This window comes from Intestinimonas timonensis (assembly GCF_900626145.1).
Taxonomy (GTDB): domain Bacteria; phylum Bacillota; class Clostridia; order Oscillospirales; family Oscillospiraceae; genus Intestinimonas; species Intestinimonas aquisgranensis.
In genome coordinates this window covers 877,071-892,362 of the sequence record NZ_LR130817.1, presented here as the reverse complement: position 1 = coordinate 892,362, position 15,292 = coordinate 877,071, and the positions used below count along the sequence as shown (strand labels likewise).

Sequence of the window (15,292 nt, the reverse complement as noted above, 5' to 3'; positions counted from 1 at the left end):
CCCCATCACGCCTTTCCTAATTTTTGATCGATGATCTCATAGAAGCTATGGTCGGTGAGCCGCACCAGCCGGGTCACGCTCCGGGACCGGCGCACCTCCACGGTGTCACCGCCGCAGAGCTTGAAGGCTCTCCCACCATCCACAGACAGGTAAGCAGTTTTCCTTGACAGTTTCCCCATTCGAACAGATACCACCCGGTCCCGTCCCATGACCAGGGGCTTCGCCTGGAGGGAGTGGGCACAAATCGGCGTAACCAAAACATTTTCCGCCGTTGGCTCTACGATGGGTCCCCCCGCCGACATAGAGTAGGCGGTGGAGCCGGTGGGCGTGGCCAAAATAATGCCATCTCCCGAAAACGAATATATGGGCACGCCATCACCACGAAGCGTGAGGTCAATGACCCGGGCCACCGCCCCCTTGGTAATGACAGCGTCATTGAGGGCCACGTCCCGTGAGAGGATCTCCCGTCCACGGCGCACCGTCACATCCAGCATCATGCGGTGCTCAATGGAGAATTTCCGCTCCGGCAGGCGGGCAAGCATGTCCAGTTCACCCTGCTCCAGCTCCGCCATAAAGCCCACACTGCCCAGATTCACCCCTAAAATAGGGATATTGTGCGCATTGGCATCCTTAGCGGCGTGGAGAATGGTACCATCACCACCGAAGCAAAGGAGCAGGTCGGCGTTTTTCAGCTCCTCCTGCATGTTCCGATAATCCTGGCCCTTGGGAAGTTCCACGTGGCTCCCCTGCTCCAGGGCAAAAGGGAGACACAATGCGGTCTCCGCCCCGGCGGCACGGAGGATATCCCGGGCCCGGAGGGCCGCTTTCAGGCCCCGGTCTCGGTAGGGGTTGGGACTGAGCACCACCTTCACGGATGCCGCCCCCCCTCCAGCTCGGCATGGGACTGTTCCACCAGAGCGGCCAGATCCCCGGTGTAGGCCGGCCCCCGCCCCACCGTCAGGTGACCCAGGTATTCAATGTTACCTTCCGGTCCGCGAATTGGTGAAAAGGTCATATCCTTTACAGTAAAGTCAGCCTCATCAGCGTGAGTCAAGAAGTGCTCCAGCACCTCCAGATGGACCTTGGGGTCCCGGACCACACCCTTTTTGCCCACCTTCTCCTTTCCCGCTTCAAACTGTGGCTTTACCAGACAGACCACCTGACCATTGGGGGCCAAAATGCCCCGCAGGGCAGGCAGGATGAGCCGAAGGGAGATGAAGGAGACGTCCACGCTGGCCAGATCCAGCTCCTCCGGGATCTGCTCATGGGTGAGGTATCGGGCGTTGGTCCGCTCCAGGGGTACTACCCGCTCATCGGTACGCAGCTTCCAAGCCAGCTTGCCGTAGCCCGTATCCACGGCGTACACCTTGGAGGCGCCATGCTGGAGCATACAGTCGGAAAACCCGCCGGTGGAGGCGCCGATGTCGGCACAGATCATGCCGGTGAGGTCCAGGCCAAAGACGTCCATGGCCTTGGCCAACTTCAGGCCGCCCCGACTTACGTAGGGGATCGCCTGTCCACGGACCTCAATGACGGCATCCTCGGAGACAGCCGTCCCAGCCTTCAGCACCTGCTGCCCATCCACATAGACCCAACCGCCCATGATATCGGCCTGGGCGCGCTGGCGGCTCTCCGAAAGTCCCCGCTCATGCAGCAGGACGTCCAACCGCTTTTTACTCATGCTTCCATACCTCCATCGCCGCCCGGTATAGAGACTCGCTGTCCAGCCCGCACAGGCGTCTGAGTTGGTCCACGGTGCCCTGGGGCACAAAATCCCGTCCGGTGGTGCATAGCCGCACCGCCTTCAGAGGAACGCCGGCCTCGGCCAGTCCGGCACACAGTTTTTCTCCAATGGAACCCATGGCCATCACCTCCTCAGCCACCAACAGACGGCCCGTCTTCGCCACGGAACGGCACACGGGTTCCAAATCCAGCGGACACAGACGGTTCAGTTTAATGACCTCAGGCTGACAGCCTGCCTCCTCCAGCCGCTCTGCAACAGCCAGAATATCGGGATAGGTCGCTCCATATGTGACAAGTGTAACTCCTTGTCCCTCTTTGGTAATCAAAGACGGCGTGGTTCCGGCATCGCCGTGGTAGCTCCCCTCTCCTCCGCGAGGATAACGCAGGGCTACCGGTCCCTTCACCTCCTGCAAAGCATGGCGCAGCATGGTGCCCACCTCGGCAAAGCTGGACGGCGCATACAAGTTCATGCCCGGTACCGTAGAGAGATAAGCCACATCGAACAGGCCATGGTGTGTCTCACCATCCTCCCCTACCAAGCCAGCCCGGTCCACTCCAAACACCACATGAAGCCCCAGAAGTGCCACATCGTGGATGAGCATATCATAGCCGCGCTGGAGGAAGGAGGAATAGACCGCGAAGACGGGGACACATCCCTGTTTGGCCATTCCCGCCGCCATAGCCACGGCATGGCCCTCGGAGATTCCTACATCAAAAAAGCGTTCCGGAAATTGCGCTTCAAATTGCTTGAGACCAGTTCCATCCCGCATGGCTGCCGTGATGGCACACACCCGTCGGTCTTTCTCCGCCAGCTCACAGAGCGCCGCCCCAAAGGCGCCGGAATAAGACGGTCCGGAGGCGTGCAGGGGCGCACCGGTCTGGACGCAAAACTTGGACACCCCGTGGTAAGCGTCCGGATTTTGTTCTGCAGGCGGATAGCCTTTCCCCTTTACAGTCCTGATGTGGAGCAGGACTGGACCTGATATGTCCTTGGCATAGCGGAGAAGTCGAGTCAGCCCCCGAACGTCGTTTCCATCCACCGGTCCCAGGTAAGTGAAGCCCATGTCCTCAAACATGCTGCACGGGAGCAGGGTCTCCTTCACCGCCGTTTTCACCTTGTGGGTCACCCGGTAAAAGGTCTTGCCGCCCGGCAGGACCGACATTACCTTGCGGTAGCCCTTTTTGAAACGCAGATATTGCGGTTTGAGTCGCTGATGGGCCAAGTGTTGGGCCACGCCACCCACATTTTTGGTGATAGACATGCCGTTGTCATTGAGGATGACCAGCAGAGGCTCCCGGCTGAGTCCGGCATTGGACAGTCCCTCATAGGCCAGGCCGCCGGTAAGGGCACCGTCACCAATGAGAGCTATGACATGGTAGTCCTCCCCCAGCAGGGTCCGTGCCCGGGCCATGCCAAGCGCTACGGACACCGAGTTGGAGGCATGACCGGCGATAAAGGCGTCGTGTACGCTCTCCTTTGGCTTTGGGAAGCCGGAGATGCCGCCAAAGGAGCGCAGGGTATCCATGGCGCTCCCCCGTCTGGTGAGGATCTTGTGGATATAGCACTGGTGGCCCACATCGAAGACCAATCGATCTCGCCCTGTGTCAAAGACCCGGTGAAGGGCCACGGTAAGCTCCACAACTCCCAGGTTGGAGGCCAGATGGCCGCCGGTTCGGGACACCATATCCACCACGCTGGAGCGCAGGCGGGCACAAAGCGCCTCTGCCTCGCCATCCGTTATCGTTTTCAGATCCGGAATCTCATCGAACTCTATCAAAGCAAACCATCCCTCCCGGCAGACAGACCGGAATCATGTCACAAAGTATGCACCCAGCAGGCCGATCACAATGCCCAGCGCCGCACCGGCCAACACCTGGATCGGTGTGTGGCCCAGCAGCTCCTTGAGCCGTGTTCCAAAGGGCGTATGGCCCTCCTGCGCCCACTGGTCCATCAGGTAATTGAGGATCTTCGCGTGCTCACCCGCCGCGTGGCGGATGTTGGCAGCGTCGTACATCACCACGATGGCGATCACCGCGGTGATGGCGAAGAGTGCCGATGACCACCCGCACAGCCGGCCGGTGGCGCTGGCACAGGCACAGACGAAGGCAGAATGGGAGCTGGGCATGCCGCCGCTCCCCAAAGCCCGGTCCAGATCCAACCGGCGCTCCCTGCAATAGGTCAGCAGCAGCTTGATGAGCTGGGCAGCCGCCCAGGCGATCACTGCCAGCACCAGGATCCAAATCCCCATACGGCGCTCAAACAGATCGTATTCCATGCTATCAGTTCTCCCGTCCGGCCAGCTCTCGGGCGAGCCAGCAAAGGAAGCCCGCTTTCTCCTCCCCAAAGGGCGACAGGGCTTCCACCGCCTCTTCGGTCAGTTTTTCTACGAGGGACCGGCAGCCGTCGATCCCCAACAGGGTCACAAAGGTGGTTTTCTCATTGGCCTGATCGGAGCCCACCGGCTTGCCCAGCGTGGCCTGATCCCCTTCCACATCCAGCATGTCGTCCCGGACCTGGAAGGCCAGCCCCAGCTTCTGGGCATAGCGGCGGACCGCCTTTTTCTCCTCCTCCGACCCGCCGGCCACAATGCAGCCCATCTCGGCAGCGGCGCTGAGGAGAGCGCCTGTCTTCAGCTTTTGGAGCTGCTCCACATCGCTGCGGGATACAGCCCTCCCCTCCGCGGCCATATCCAGCACCTGTCCACCTACCATACCTTGGGCACCCGCCGCACGGGCCAGACAGGCGGCGGCCTCCACCACCCGCTGGGGCGGCAGCTGTTCATCTGCCGCCAGGGCAGTCTCAAAGGCAGCGGTCAGCAGCCCGTCCCCCGCCAGCACAGCGGTGGCCTCACCATAAATCTTGTGGTTGGTGGGCTTGCCCCGGCGCAGATCGTCGTTATCCATGCAGGGCAGATCATCGTGGATCAATGAGTAGGTGTGGACCATTTCCACCGCGCAGGCGAAGGGCATGGCCAGCGCCGGATCACCGCCGCACATGCGGCAGGTCTCCAAGGTAAGTACCGGCCGGATCCGCTTTCCTCCGGCCAGGAGACTGTATTCCATTGCGTCATAGATGTCCCCTCTGGGCTCACGGCCCCGGAAGCAAGTCCGAAGGGCGGTCTCCACCTGGCCCTGGATCTCCCTCAGGCGGGCTTTCTCCTCCATAGACTCACTCCCCCTCCGTCATAAAGGGCACCTCAACAGGCGCCCCATCGGCACCGGCTGTAAGCTGCTGCACCTTCTGCTCGGCTTTATCCAGCAGACCGGAGCACTGCTTCATGAGCTTGGTCCCCTCCTCGAAGAGCTTCAGGGACTCCTCCAGAGGCGTGTCCCCTTTCTCCAGACGGGTCACGATCTCGTCCAATCGAGACATGGCCTCCTCAAAGGTCTTCTTTTTTTCTGCCATTACTGCCTCCTCTTCCCCTCCACGCGGCAGTCCAGTGTGCCGTCGGAGAGACGCAGGGTGAAACTGTCTTCTTCCTGGACCTGGTCCACGGAGGATAAGATCTCCCCCGCCTCGGTTCTGGCCAAGCTGTAGCCCCGCCCCAGCACCTTCAGGGGACTCAGTGCATCCAGGGTGGCCGCCAGCCTAGCAAAGTGCTCCCGTTTGCCGGCCATGGCGCCGGTAAGCCCGTGAGCCAGCCGACGGCTTTGGTAGTCCAGGAGCATCCTCCGGTCCTGAATGGCAACCATGGGGTCCCGCAGGGACCGACATGCCCCCAGTCGGGCCAGATCCCGGCGGCCACGGTCCAGCCTGCTCTCCAGCAGGGCCGTCATGCGCTCGCTCCGGTGGGCCAGCTCCGCCGCCACCTCGCTTTGGTCGGGGACAGCCAGCTCAGCGGCATTGGAGGGTGTGGCCGCCCGCAGGTCGGCCACAAAATCGGCAATGGTCACATCGGGTTCGTGGCCTACAGCGGAGATCACCGGGATGGTACAGTCGTAGATGGCCCGGGCCACGCCCTCGTCATTGAAGCACCACAGGTCCTCCATGGAGCCGCCGCCTCGGCCGGTGATGAGGATATCGGCCAGCCGGTGGGCACTGGCGTAGCGGATGGCGCCGGCGATCTCGCGGGCAGCCTCCGCCCCCTGGACCCGTACCGGCAGCAGCAGCACCTCGGCCACGGGCCAGCGGGCCTTCAGGATGCGGAGCATGTCCCGCACCGCCGCCCCCACCGGAGAGGTCACCAGGGCGATGCGCTCCGGGTATCTGGGCATGGGCTTTTTGTGGGCGGGGTCAAAGAGCCCCTCCCGGTAGAGCTTTTCCTTGCACTGCTCGAAAGCCACGTGGAGGTCTCCCACCCCGTCGGGAGAGAGCTCGGCGCAGTAGAGCTGATACTGTCCGTCCCGGGGAAAGACGGCCACCCGGCCAAAGGCGATGACCTTCATGCCGTTTTCCGGTCGGAAACGCAGGCGGGAAGCCTCCCGGCGGAACATAACGCATCGGATGGCGCCCCCCTCATCCTTCATGGAAAAATAGTGGTGTCCGGAGGGATAGGTCTTGTAGTTGGAGATCTCCCCCCGGACGAAGACCCCGCTGAGGAAACCGTCCCGGTCCAGCAGCTCCTTCAGGTAGCCGTTGACCTGGCTGACGGTATAGATCTGACGCTCACCGCTCATCTGGTGCCTCCCATGGTCAGGGCCCGGTGAGTCAGCACCGCCACCCCCAGGGCATTGTCGGCGGAGCAGACCGGCGGGGCAAAAACGGCGTCGGACAGGGCCTCCCGCAGCAGGCTGTTGGAGGCCACGCCGCCGGAGCATAGCACCGGCAGACCGGGGTACTGCTCCAGGGCCCGGTCGGTGACCCGGCGGATGGTCCTGGCCACCGTGGCCACGGCGAACCGGGCCACATCGGCGGCGGACGCTCCGGATGCCGCCATGTCCTTTACCTTGTTCTCCATACCGGAGAGCGAGAATGTAAGGTCATTGAGTTTTACAGTAAAACCAGGAACTGGCTTTCCCTCCCGGCTCAAGGCATCCAGGGCCTTTCCCGCCGGGAAATCCAGACCCAGGGCCACACCGGTGCGGTCGACGAGCTGTCCGGCGGAGATGTCGCTGGTACCGCCGATCTTCCGGGGCAGAACCCCGGTCCCGTCCGGCTCCACGTACAGCAGCTCGGTGGTGCCGCCGGAGAGGTGCCAGGCCAGCAGAGGCTTGTCCAACAGCTCCAGCCGCCCGGCCCCCCAGGCCACAGCGGCAATGTGTCCCTGTTGATGGGCGCAGGGAAAGAAGGGCACCCCAAGGGTGTCCGCCAGGATGCGTCCGGCAGTCTCTCCCGCCAGGAAACAGGGCATATAGGAGCCCTCCACCCATCTGGGCTTGATGCTGGCCCCCACGGCGGCAATCCCCTCCAGCCGGTCCTCTGACCGGAGTCGGTCGAAGAGCTCAGGCAGACGTTTTACATGCTGGAAGAGAGCGTCACTCTGACGGAGGCCCAGGCTCCCTGACTCCACATCCAGCAGACGTCCAAGCTGGTAGCCGTCCGCGCCGTCAAAGAGGGCCGTAGAGGTGGTGTAGTTGCTGGTGTCCAGCCCCAGGCAGCGCTTCGCAGTCACTGCTCGTCCTCCGTCTGCGGCTGAGCCGGAGCAGCAGCCCGCTCCGGAGGCAGTTCGCCACGGACAAAGGCACCCAGGATACCGTTGATGAAGGAGGCGGTCTCCTGAGTCTCATAGTGTTTGGAGAGATCAACGGCCTCATTGATGGCCGCCGCCGGGGGAATGTCGGGCATGTAGAGGATCTCATACATGGCCACCCGCATCACCGTAGCCGCCATGCGGGAGATCCGGGAAAAGGACCAGCCGATGGCGTACTTGGAAATGTAGCCGTCCAGCTCTGCGCCATGCTCATAGACCCCCTTCACCAGGGTCTGGATGTACTGGCGCTGCTTCTCATTGGGGAACTCCTGGTAAAGAGGATCCTCCTCACTGAGCTGCTGGAAGTTCTCTCGGGTCAGAGATTCTTTGAGCAGCTCGTCTGCGCTCTCGTTGGAAAAGCCCAGCGCAAAGGCCAGATGGACTGCGATCTCCCGGGCGTTGCTCCTGATCATGGTCGGTTCCTCCCAAAATTCTCTTTCTGATTCTGATGTATATGATGCATATTCATTATATACAGTTTTCTACGGAAAATAAACCCCTAATTTCCGGTCTAAAACGGCAAAAAGAGCATTGAGCGCATACCGGATGATGGCTCAATGCTCTTTGAGGGCAATACAATTTACGGAGCCTTTTTCGGCTCTTTCTCAAAGACCACGCCGCCCACATTCACGTTGACAGCGGCGACCGTCAGGCCGCTTGTAGCTTCGACGCTTCCGGCGACTGCCTCCTGCACCGCCCGGGCCACGTCGGGGATGGTGTAGCCGTACTTCACCAGGATACTCAGATCAACGGTAACATTCCCATCCTCCACCTGGATATGAATGCCGCGGCTCAGGTTCTTCTTGCCCAGAAGCTCAGCCAGATCGGTACCCAGATTGGCAGCCAGGCCCCCGATGCCCTCCACCTCCAGGACGGCGGCGGCAGCGATCACCGCCAGGACTTCTTCCGATATATGGATACTTCCCAGCTCGTCGGACCGGGAAACATATTCCTTACCTTCTCCCACAGTGGTCACGCTCCTTTTATGGTTTGAGTGTATTTTACCACAACGGTCCCGGATTTACAATCTGATTTTTAGAAAAGGGCGGATGCCTGCGCATCCGCCCTTTTCACTCAGCTCGCTTCTATGATCTTGATCTGGCTGGCAGAGAGTCCGGTCTCCTCCATGACGATCTCGCTGATCTTGGCTGTGTCCGTCTGGGAGAGGGGCTGTGCGTTGTTGGAGACCACCACGCTGATGCTGTCCTCGCTGAGGAAGGCCACACAGTCGGCATACCCTTTGGCGGTGACCAGATTCTCGATGTTGGCCTCAGCTAGGGTGAAGGCAGCCATGGACTGGATGGCCTCATTGGCCTGATCCACTGAAGCCTGGTCGGCCTTCTCATCGGCCGCCGCCTCCTGGAGGAGCGACAGGGCGCTGTCCCTGGCCTGCTGCCGGTTGAGCCGGGCGCTGTCAAAGTAGCTGCTGGAGCTCTCCCCAGACGCCGTTGCCTCCTCATCGCCGGATACAGTGGACACCGGCGCCGTCTCCGAGAGCAGCGGGTCCTCCGCCTGTCCGCCTACAAGGGCCGCCTCCCCCAGCACCTTTCCTGTGTCGGTGGAGCCCTCCATGCCCTCCTGGCTGTAAGACCAGTTCAGATAGACCGCGGCACACACAAAGAGTACGATGGCGGCCACCACTGCGTTCCGTTTCCAAAGTTTCATTCTAATGTTTCCTCCTTACTTACCTTTACAGATCGAGATCTTATCAGCGCCCAGACCAGTGAGGTCGGACACCGCCTCTGCCAGCCGCAGCTGTACCGTGGGATCGTCCCCGCCGGGGCAGACCACTACCGCTCCCTGAAACTGAGGTGCCAGCTGTTGAAGCGCCACCGCCTCCTCCCGTCCGGATCCGCCGGAGATCACCACCGTGGTCCGCTCCTCTGAGCTGTCCCCATCCCGATCCGACACCGCCACATCCTGGGCCAGGACCTGCCTGGCACCTGTGCGGAGCGTGAGGGCCACCGTCACCTCCCCCGCTCCGTCGATCTTCGAGAGGGTCGCCTCCAGCTTCTCCTCCAGCTCGTCGACGGAGAAGGCGAACTCCGCCACGCTTCCGGATTCTGTAGTGGCGCTCTGCGCTCCTCCTCCCGGTGAGGTCGGCAGCAGCAAAAGGAGCAGTCCCGCTGCCAGCACCAACAAAATGAACTTATACTTCTCCAGGGCAGTTGTCAGCTTTTTGACCGCCGCGGCGGCTCGTTCCGCCCCCATCATTCTTCCTCGCCTCCGCTCTCATAGGTCTGCCGCTCCGCTGGGATGGCCAGATCGGCCTCGATCCGCCGGGACAGCAGGGCCTGTTCCTCCTGGGTCATATCACCCCGCACCACCACCGATGCCGGGTAAGGCACACCGTTTTCTTCCACAGCGCAGGTAACCTGGACCTCCTGGCATGAAATACCCAACTCCTCTGCCTTGTCCAGAATATATGCGCCGGTCTCCTCTCCTATGATGGATTTCATCATGTCCAGCCCTGCCTCCTCCGCCGCGGGGACTGCCTCCGCCTCCAGACGGATAGAAGAAGACGAGAGAACCACCAGATCGACCTCCAGCACCGGCTTTACTACCGCCGCCAGCAGCAGCAGACCGCCGGCCAGGCGGCCGATCTTCCGCACTGTTCCTCCAGCCATCAGGCTGTCCGCCAGAGCGACAATGATGGCGGCGCAGGTGACCCCGGTGAGCCATTGACGCAGCAGTTCCATCATGGCGACGACATGGAGACCGCCGACACCATGGACACCAGAAGCAGCAGGGCGGAGGCCCCTGTCATCCCCAGCACCAGTCCAAAGGCGCTTCCGATCTGGTCGATGAGCCCGGCCACCCTGCCATCGGCTACGGTGGCCGCCAGGGCGCCGGTGAGCTTATAGGTAAGATAATGGATGCCCAGCTGGAGGAAGGGCACCAGGCAGATGGACAAGATGGTCAGCATCCCAAAGACTCCCACCGCGTTTTTCAGCACGCCCGCCCCGGCCAGCACAGTCTCTGCCGCATCGGAGAGGATGCCCCCCACCACCGGCACCATGCTGGACACCGTAAAGCGAGCTGCCTTCACAGCCACGGCATCGGCGGTGCCGGCCACCACACCGCTGACGGTGAGGTAGCCCACATAGGTGAGGAGCAAGATGGTGAGCACCATAGTCACCACCCACTTCAGCACCCCGGCCAGGCGCTTAAGGCCCTCGTTGCCCACCGCCGCACAGGCTGCGCAGGCGGCGATGTAACCGTAGGTCAAGGGCAGCAGAAAGCCGTTGATGACGGTGAGCAGCAGATTGGAAAAGAGCATGGCGGCAAACTGCCGGGCCGCCGCGCCGCCGGGTGAGCCGCCCAGCGCGGTGGCCGCGGCCATGGTGGGCAGCAGGATCTGCCCAAAGGTCTCCATCCGCTCCAACGTCTCCCGTCCCATACCGATGAGGGAATTGGCGTCACTGACGGCGATGACCGTGATGGCAGCGGCCGCCGCCATGGGCACCACCTGAAGGCCGATCCCGTCCCCCGCCGTCTCCCAGGTCCCTTGGGCGAGGGAGGCCAGGAGCACCACCGCCAGCAGCAGCACCCCGCTGCGCGCTGCCTTGCGGATCACTCCGCCGGCGGCAGCCTGTCCCTCCTCCAAAATGCCTTGCAGCCCGTCATCCAGGTCCACCCCGGACACGTCGGTCCCAGGCCCATATTCCCCGGCGGCATCCGAGAGCCCATCCAGCCCAAGAGCTTCCGACTGCTCTGCCAAAAGCTCCTCCGACGCCGCCGATGCCCCGGTGAAGGTCAACAGAAGACAGAGGAGCAGCATACACATCCGTTTCATTTCCATCCACGTCCTTTTTCACAGCAGTCCTGTCACCATGGTAAGCACTGTCTCCAGCAGAGGCAGTGCGGCACACAGGGCACAGGCCGCCCCCGCCGTCTCTACAAAGGCGGCGATACCGCTCTCCTTGGCATCCCGGCACAGCTCCGCCGCAAGCCTCGTAAGGATGGCAATACCGGTGGTCTTGACCACCGGTGCCACCACCGCCGGGGAGAGACCCGCCGTATCGGAGAGCAGGTCCATGAGGTCCCGCACCGCCGAGAGCGCGTCCAGGGAGGCGCTGAGCAGAATGGCACCCGCCACCATGGCCAGCACCAGTCCCAGTTCGGCCGCCCCCTTGCGGACCACCGCGGCGCACAGGGCTGCTGTCACCGCGATGGCGGCCAGTCTCAGCATATCCGGCATAACTGATCACAGCCCGAAGAGGTCCTTGACCAGCGTGAAGAGGTCGCTGATCTCCTGGACCACCATCATTAGTACCACCACCAGCCCCGCCAGAGTGGTCATGGTAGCCTGCTCATCCCGTCCAGACCGAATGAGCACCTGATTGAGCACGGACACCAGGATGCCGATGGCGGCAATCTTGAAAATGAGGTCAACATTCATGGTCCTTCCACTTCCCCGCTCCTATATCGTGATAGTGCGCCGCCCATCAAAGCAGCAAAATAGCCAGCATGGCCCCGGATCCCACCCCCAGGGCGGTGTAGACCCTGCTCAGCCGCCGCCGGTCCTCCTCGGCCCGTGCCAGGCAGGCGGTGAGCTCCCGTTCCGCACGTTCCAGGGCCGCCAGCTGATCGTCGGCATCGTATCGTCCAAGCACTTGGCCCAGCTCCCGTAATATGGCCCGCTCCGGCTCCGCCAGCAGCAGTTCTGGCTCCTCTTCCACCGCCTGGGTCCAGATCTGCCCAAAGGTCCGCTCTCCCAGCTCCTCCAAATGGTCCCGGCAGCGGGCAAAGAGGTAGCGGGCCGGTGCTCCGGCCTGTCGGGCCGTCCGCTCCATAAGCTCCGGCATGGCAGTGCGCCGAAAAGAGAGTTCCCGGCCCAGGACCTCCAGGCCGCCCACCAGGGAACGCAGGGTCTTCACCCGGTCGCGCAGCTGTCCGGCGGCACACAGTCCCAGAGCGGACGCCCCCGCCGTCAGCAGCAGGGCACCCACCAGCTTCAGCACGGTCCTCCCCCCTCCAACGGCACCAGGGTCCAGCTACGTTCCCTGCCCCGCCCCGTCAGCACCACCGTCTGGGAAAGAACACCCCGATGGACCAGCCGCCGGAATACAGGGCGCCGAAGGAGGTCCTCCGCACTGGCGGCATGAGCGGTGCACAGCAAAGCCACCCCGCAGCCCGCCGCCTCCTCCAGAGCAGCGGCGTCCTCAGGGCCTGCCACCTCATCCGCCGCCAACACCTGGGGATTCATGGCCCGCAGCAGCATCACCAGGGCGGCGGCCTTGGGGCAGCCGTCCAGCACGTCGGTATGGGCACCCAGGTCGTTCATGGGAAGGCCGTCGTACATAGCGGCCAGCTCCCCACGCTCATCGGCCACCCCCACCCGCAGGGGCGGACCTTCGATGCCGTCGGAGAGTCGGCGGATCAAATCTCGAAGAAGGGTGGTCTTGCCGCCTCCCGGCGGGGACAGGATCACGGTACCGCCAGCCCTGCCGCCGTCCCGCAGCAGGGGACGCACCCCCGCCGCAGCGCCAGGCACCTCTCTGGCCACCCGGATGGAGAGGGACGACAGGGTCCCCATGGTGCGGATCACGCCGTTTTCACACACCGTGCTGCCGCACAGGCCGACCCGATGACCACCGCGGACCGTCACAAATCCGTCCCGGACCCTGTCCAGCACAGCGTGGGTGGAGGCCTGTGTGGCTACCTCCAGCACCATATGGAGGTCCTCACATACCACGGGCCGGTCCTCACAGCCCGGCAGACGTATCTCCCCCTCCGGCAGCACCGCCGTGGGGGAACGTCCCGCCCGGAGCCGCAACTCCTCCGCCCGTGCCTTGTCCCCTTCCGTCAGCCGCTCCGCCCCCTGCCGCAGCTCCCAGGGCAGCAGCGCCGCCACTTGAGAAAAACGCTCCGCGGCCGGTTCCATTCTGGGTACCAACATGACTTTCCAGCACCCCTCTCCTTTGCAGATGTTCCATTCTATGAGGGGTCGTCCGCGCCTATGACTGCCCGTCCAAAATCTTTTCAGATGCAAAAAGCGTGCGGCTGAAAGCCGCACGCTTTTGAAATCCACTGTCCTATTTACTTTCCTCTGGCACCCCATCTGGGGTCCATGGCGTCCCGCAAGGCATCGCCCAGGCTCTGGAGACAGACCACCGTCAGGATAATAAGAATGCCAGGAGGCAGCCACACCCAGGGACGCCCGGTGAGAACGGCCAAGCTGGTGGCACTCTGCATCAGGTTGCCCCAGGAGGCCTGGGGCGCCCGGATACCCACCCCCAGAAAGCTGAGGCTGGACTCGGACAAAATGGCCCGGCCCACCCGCTGGCCCAAAGCCGCCCATACTGGCGCCACCACGTTTGGCAGCACGTTGCGGGTTAAAATGGTCCCCGTCCTTGCCCCCAGAGCCCGGACGGCCAGGATGTACTCCTTTTCCCGCACCGAGAGCACGTTGCCGTAGACCAGCCGTGCAATACCCGGCCATCCCAGCAGGCCGATGACCAGCACCAGGTTGAGCACCGACGCCCCCACCAGGGTCACCAGACACAGGATGAGCACGATACTGGGAAAGGACTGGAACACATCGGCAAGCCGCATGATCCAGAACTCCCACGCTCCCCGTCGGTAGCCGGCCAACAGCCCCAGCGGGACCCCCACAGCCAAATTGATGGCCGCCGAGGCAAACCCCACCAGCAGCGAGATCCGTCCACCACAGATGAGTCTGGCCAGCACGTCCCGACCCACATCGTCGGTGCCCAGCCAGTGCTCCGCCGAAGGAGCGGCCCAGAAGCCCGCCGCTCGGTCGGTGACATCCGGTTCCAGCCCCAGAAGAGGCGGCAGGAGCAGCACACCCAGAATCTCTAAGGCCAAAATGACCATGCAGACCACCGCCCGCCGGTCCGACCGCAGGCGGCGCCACACTCGCTTACCGCCCCCCATAGCGCACCCTCGGGTCCACGAAGCCGTAGACCACATCCAGCAGCAGGCTGGTTAGCAGCACTGCCAGGGCCATGACCACCGTGACGCCCATGACCACGTTGTAGTCCCGACCGCTGACGGCGGAGAACATAAGGCTGCCCATGCCGGGCCAGCCGAAAATCCGCTCCACCACCACCGAGCCCCCGATGATGTGGGGGATGTGGGTCAGGATACTGGTGAGCACCGGAATGAGGGCACTGCGCAGGGCGTGGCGGACCACCACGGCACCCTCCCGCAGGCCCTTGGCCCGGGCGGTCATGATGTAGTCCTCCCCCATGACCTCCAGACAGGCACTCTGCGTCTGACGGAGAATGCTCCCCACATTGCTCACGCCGATGATACCGGCGGGCAGGATCAGATGCCGGATCAGATCGGGCAGATCTCCTCCGCCCACCGTCCGGTACATACCGGAGGAGGGCAGCCATCCAAGCTGGACGGAAAAGAGGAAGATGGCCACCAGAGCCAGGAAAAAGCCCGGCACCGCCGAGCCGGAGATGGTGAAGAGATGAGCCAAGCGGTCCCAAAGCCCTTTGGGTTTCCAGGCCGCCATCACCCCAAATGGGACGGCGATGGCCACTGCCAACAACACGCCGGTGCCGGTCAGGATGAGAGAGGGCCCCAACCGCTGGGCGATGAGGTCGGACACATCCTGACCATAGTGGTAGGAGCGCCCCAGATCGCCGTGGAAAAGCCCCGCCAGCCACGTGACATACCGGGCCGGCAGGGGCTGATCCAGTCCAAAAGCGGCCTCCATGGCCGTCTGTTCCGTGGTGCTGGACGTGCCCTCCCCCATGAGGTCCGTCAGGTCCCCCGGGGCAAGATCCACCAGCAGAAAAACCAGGATGGTGATCCCAAAGAAAACTGGGATGGCGGTGATGAGCCGCCTGCGGATATACTGTGCCATTGCGTTTCCTCCTGCACTTCCGGCCCGGTCAGGGCACAGGGGACCCCGGAACCGGGGTCCCCTTACGGAGGTCTCT

20 protein-coding genes are annotated in these 15,292 nt (G+C 63.0%); all 20 read right to left on the bottom strand.

Annotation, left to right across the window (positions count from 1 at the left end):
- Window positions 1-5 precede the first annotated feature (5 nt).
- The 20 genes from E0E29_RS11045 to E0E29_RS10950 all read right to left on the bottom strand — a co-directional run bounded on the left by E0E29_RS11045 (window position 6) and on the right by E0E29_RS10950 (window position 15,216).
- On the bottom strand, window positions 6-872 hold the full coding sequence (locus E0E29_RS11045; protein WP_130849897.1) for an NAD(+)/NADH kinase: 867 nt from the start codon (window positions 870-872) through the stop codon (window positions 6-8).
- A complete protein-coding gene (locus E0E29_RS11040; RefSeq protein WP_130849896.1) occupies window positions 869-1,681 on the bottom strand; it encodes a TlyA family RNA methyltransferase in 813 nt (270 codons plus the stop codon). Before E0E29_RS11040 ends, E0E29_RS11045 begins: the two co-directional genes overlap by 4 nt.
- Entirely contained in the window at window positions 1,674-3,521 is a 1,848-nt protein-coding gene (gene dxs, locus E0E29_RS11035) for a 1-deoxy-D-xylulose-5-phosphate synthase (protein ID WP_130849895.1), read from the bottom strand. Before dxs ends, E0E29_RS11040 begins: the two co-directional genes overlap by 8 nt.
- A 33-nt stretch (window positions 3,522-3,554) precedes the next feature.
- Complete coding sequence (locus tag E0E29_RS11030; RefSeq protein ID WP_242622472.1) at window positions 3,555-4,019, bottom strand: divergent PAP2 family protein; 465 nt, start codon at window positions 4,017-4,019, stop codon at window positions 3,555-3,557.
- Window positions 4,020-4,023: 4 nt separating this feature from the next.
- The gene (locus tag E0E29_RS11025) at window positions 4,024-4,908 is read right to left on the bottom strand and encodes a polyprenyl synthetase family protein (RefSeq protein ID WP_130849894.1); all 885 of its coding nucleotides are present in this window, start codon (window positions 4,906-4,908) and stop codon (window positions 4,024-4,026) included.
- A 4-nt stretch (window positions 4,909-4,912) separates the two neighbouring features.
- Window positions 4,913-5,149, bottom strand: a complete 237-nt coding sequence (xseB, locus tag E0E29_RS11020) for an exodeoxyribonuclease VII small subunit (protein WP_130849893.1) — start codon at window positions 5,147-5,149, stop codon at window positions 4,913-4,915.
- A complete protein-coding gene (gene xseA / locus E0E29_RS11015; RefSeq protein ID WP_130849892.1) occupies window positions 5,149-6,360 on the bottom strand; it encodes an exodeoxyribonuclease VII large subunit in 1,212 nt (403 codons plus the stop codon). Before xseA ends, xseB begins: the two co-directional genes overlap by 1 nt.
- On the bottom strand, window positions 6,357-7,295 hold the full coding sequence (locus E0E29_RS11010) for a Kae1-like domain-containing protein (protein ID WP_130849891.1): 939 nt from the start codon (window positions 7,293-7,295) through the stop codon (window positions 6,357-6,359). Before E0E29_RS11010 ends, xseA begins: the two co-directional genes overlap by 4 nt.
- A complete protein-coding gene (gene nusB / locus E0E29_RS11005; protein ID WP_130849890.1) occupies window positions 7,292-7,786 on the bottom strand; it encodes a transcription antitermination factor NusB in 495 nt (164 codons plus the stop codon). Before nusB ends, E0E29_RS11010 begins: the two co-directional genes overlap by 4 nt.
- 167 nt (window positions 7,787-7,953) lie before the next feature.
- Entirely contained in the window at window positions 7,954-8,340 is a 387-nt protein-coding gene (locus tag E0E29_RS11000; protein WP_130849889.1) for an Asp23/Gls24 family envelope stress response protein, read from the bottom strand.
- A 107-nt stretch (window positions 8,341-8,447) separates the two neighbouring features.
- The gene (locus E0E29_RS10995; protein WP_130849888.1) at window positions 8,448-9,038 is read right to left on the bottom strand and encodes a SpoIIIAH-like family protein; all 591 of its coding nucleotides are present in this window, start codon (window positions 9,036-9,038) and stop codon (window positions 8,448-8,450) included.
- Between the two features lie 15 nt (window positions 9,039-9,053).
- A complete protein-coding gene (locus tag E0E29_RS10990) occupies window positions 9,054-9,587 on the bottom strand; it encodes a stage III sporulation protein AG (protein WP_242622471.1) in 534 nt (177 codons plus the stop codon).
- Window positions 9,584-10,075: a stage III sporulation protein AF gene (locus E0E29_RS10985; protein WP_130849887.1), complete on the bottom strand. Its 492-nt coding sequence runs from the start codon at window positions 10,073-10,075 to the stop codon at window positions 9,584-9,586. Before E0E29_RS10985 ends, E0E29_RS10990 begins: the two co-directional genes overlap by 4 nt.
- Window positions 10,072-11,169, bottom strand: a complete 1,098-nt coding sequence (locus tag E0E29_RS10980) for a stage III sporulation protein AE (protein ID WP_242622470.1) — start codon at window positions 11,167-11,169, stop codon at window positions 10,072-10,074. Before E0E29_RS10980 ends, E0E29_RS10985 begins: the two co-directional genes overlap by 4 nt.
- An 18-nt stretch (window positions 11,170-11,187) precedes the next feature.
- Entirely contained in the window at window positions 11,188-11,574 is a 387-nt protein-coding gene (locus E0E29_RS10975) for a SpoIIIAC/SpoIIIAD family protein (protein ID WP_130849886.1), read from the bottom strand.
- 6 nt (window positions 11,575-11,580) lie between these two features.
- Entirely contained in the window at window positions 11,581-11,775 is a 195-nt protein-coding gene (gene spoIIIAC / locus E0E29_RS10970) for a stage III sporulation protein AC (protein WP_130849885.1), read from the bottom strand.
- A 46-nt stretch (window positions 11,776-11,821) separates the two neighbouring features.
- Window positions 11,822-12,337, bottom strand: a complete 516-nt coding sequence (locus tag E0E29_RS10965) for a stage III sporulation protein AB (RefSeq protein WP_130849884.1) — start codon at window positions 12,335-12,337, stop codon at window positions 11,822-11,824.
- Complete coding sequence (locus E0E29_RS10960) at window positions 12,331-13,275, bottom strand: stage III sporulation protein AB (RefSeq protein WP_242622469.1); 945 nt, start codon at window positions 13,273-13,275, stop codon at window positions 12,331-12,333. The genes E0E29_RS10965 and E0E29_RS10960 overlap by 7 nt, the downstream gene beginning before the upstream one ends.
- A 140-nt stretch (window positions 13,276-13,415) precedes the next feature.
- Complete coding sequence (locus E0E29_RS10955) at window positions 13,416-14,255, bottom strand: ABC transporter permease (protein ID WP_242622468.1); 840 nt, start codon at window positions 14,253-14,255, stop codon at window positions 13,416-13,418.
- A gap of 4 nt (window positions 14,256-14,259) precedes the next feature.
- Window positions 14,260-15,216 carry an ABC transporter permease gene (locus E0E29_RS10950; protein WP_130849882.1) on the bottom strand — a complete coding sequence of 319 codons (957 nt, stop codon included), beginning with the start codon at window positions 15,214-15,216 and terminating at the stop codon, window positions 14,260-14,262.
- Window positions 15,217-15,292 lie beyond the last annotated feature (76 nt).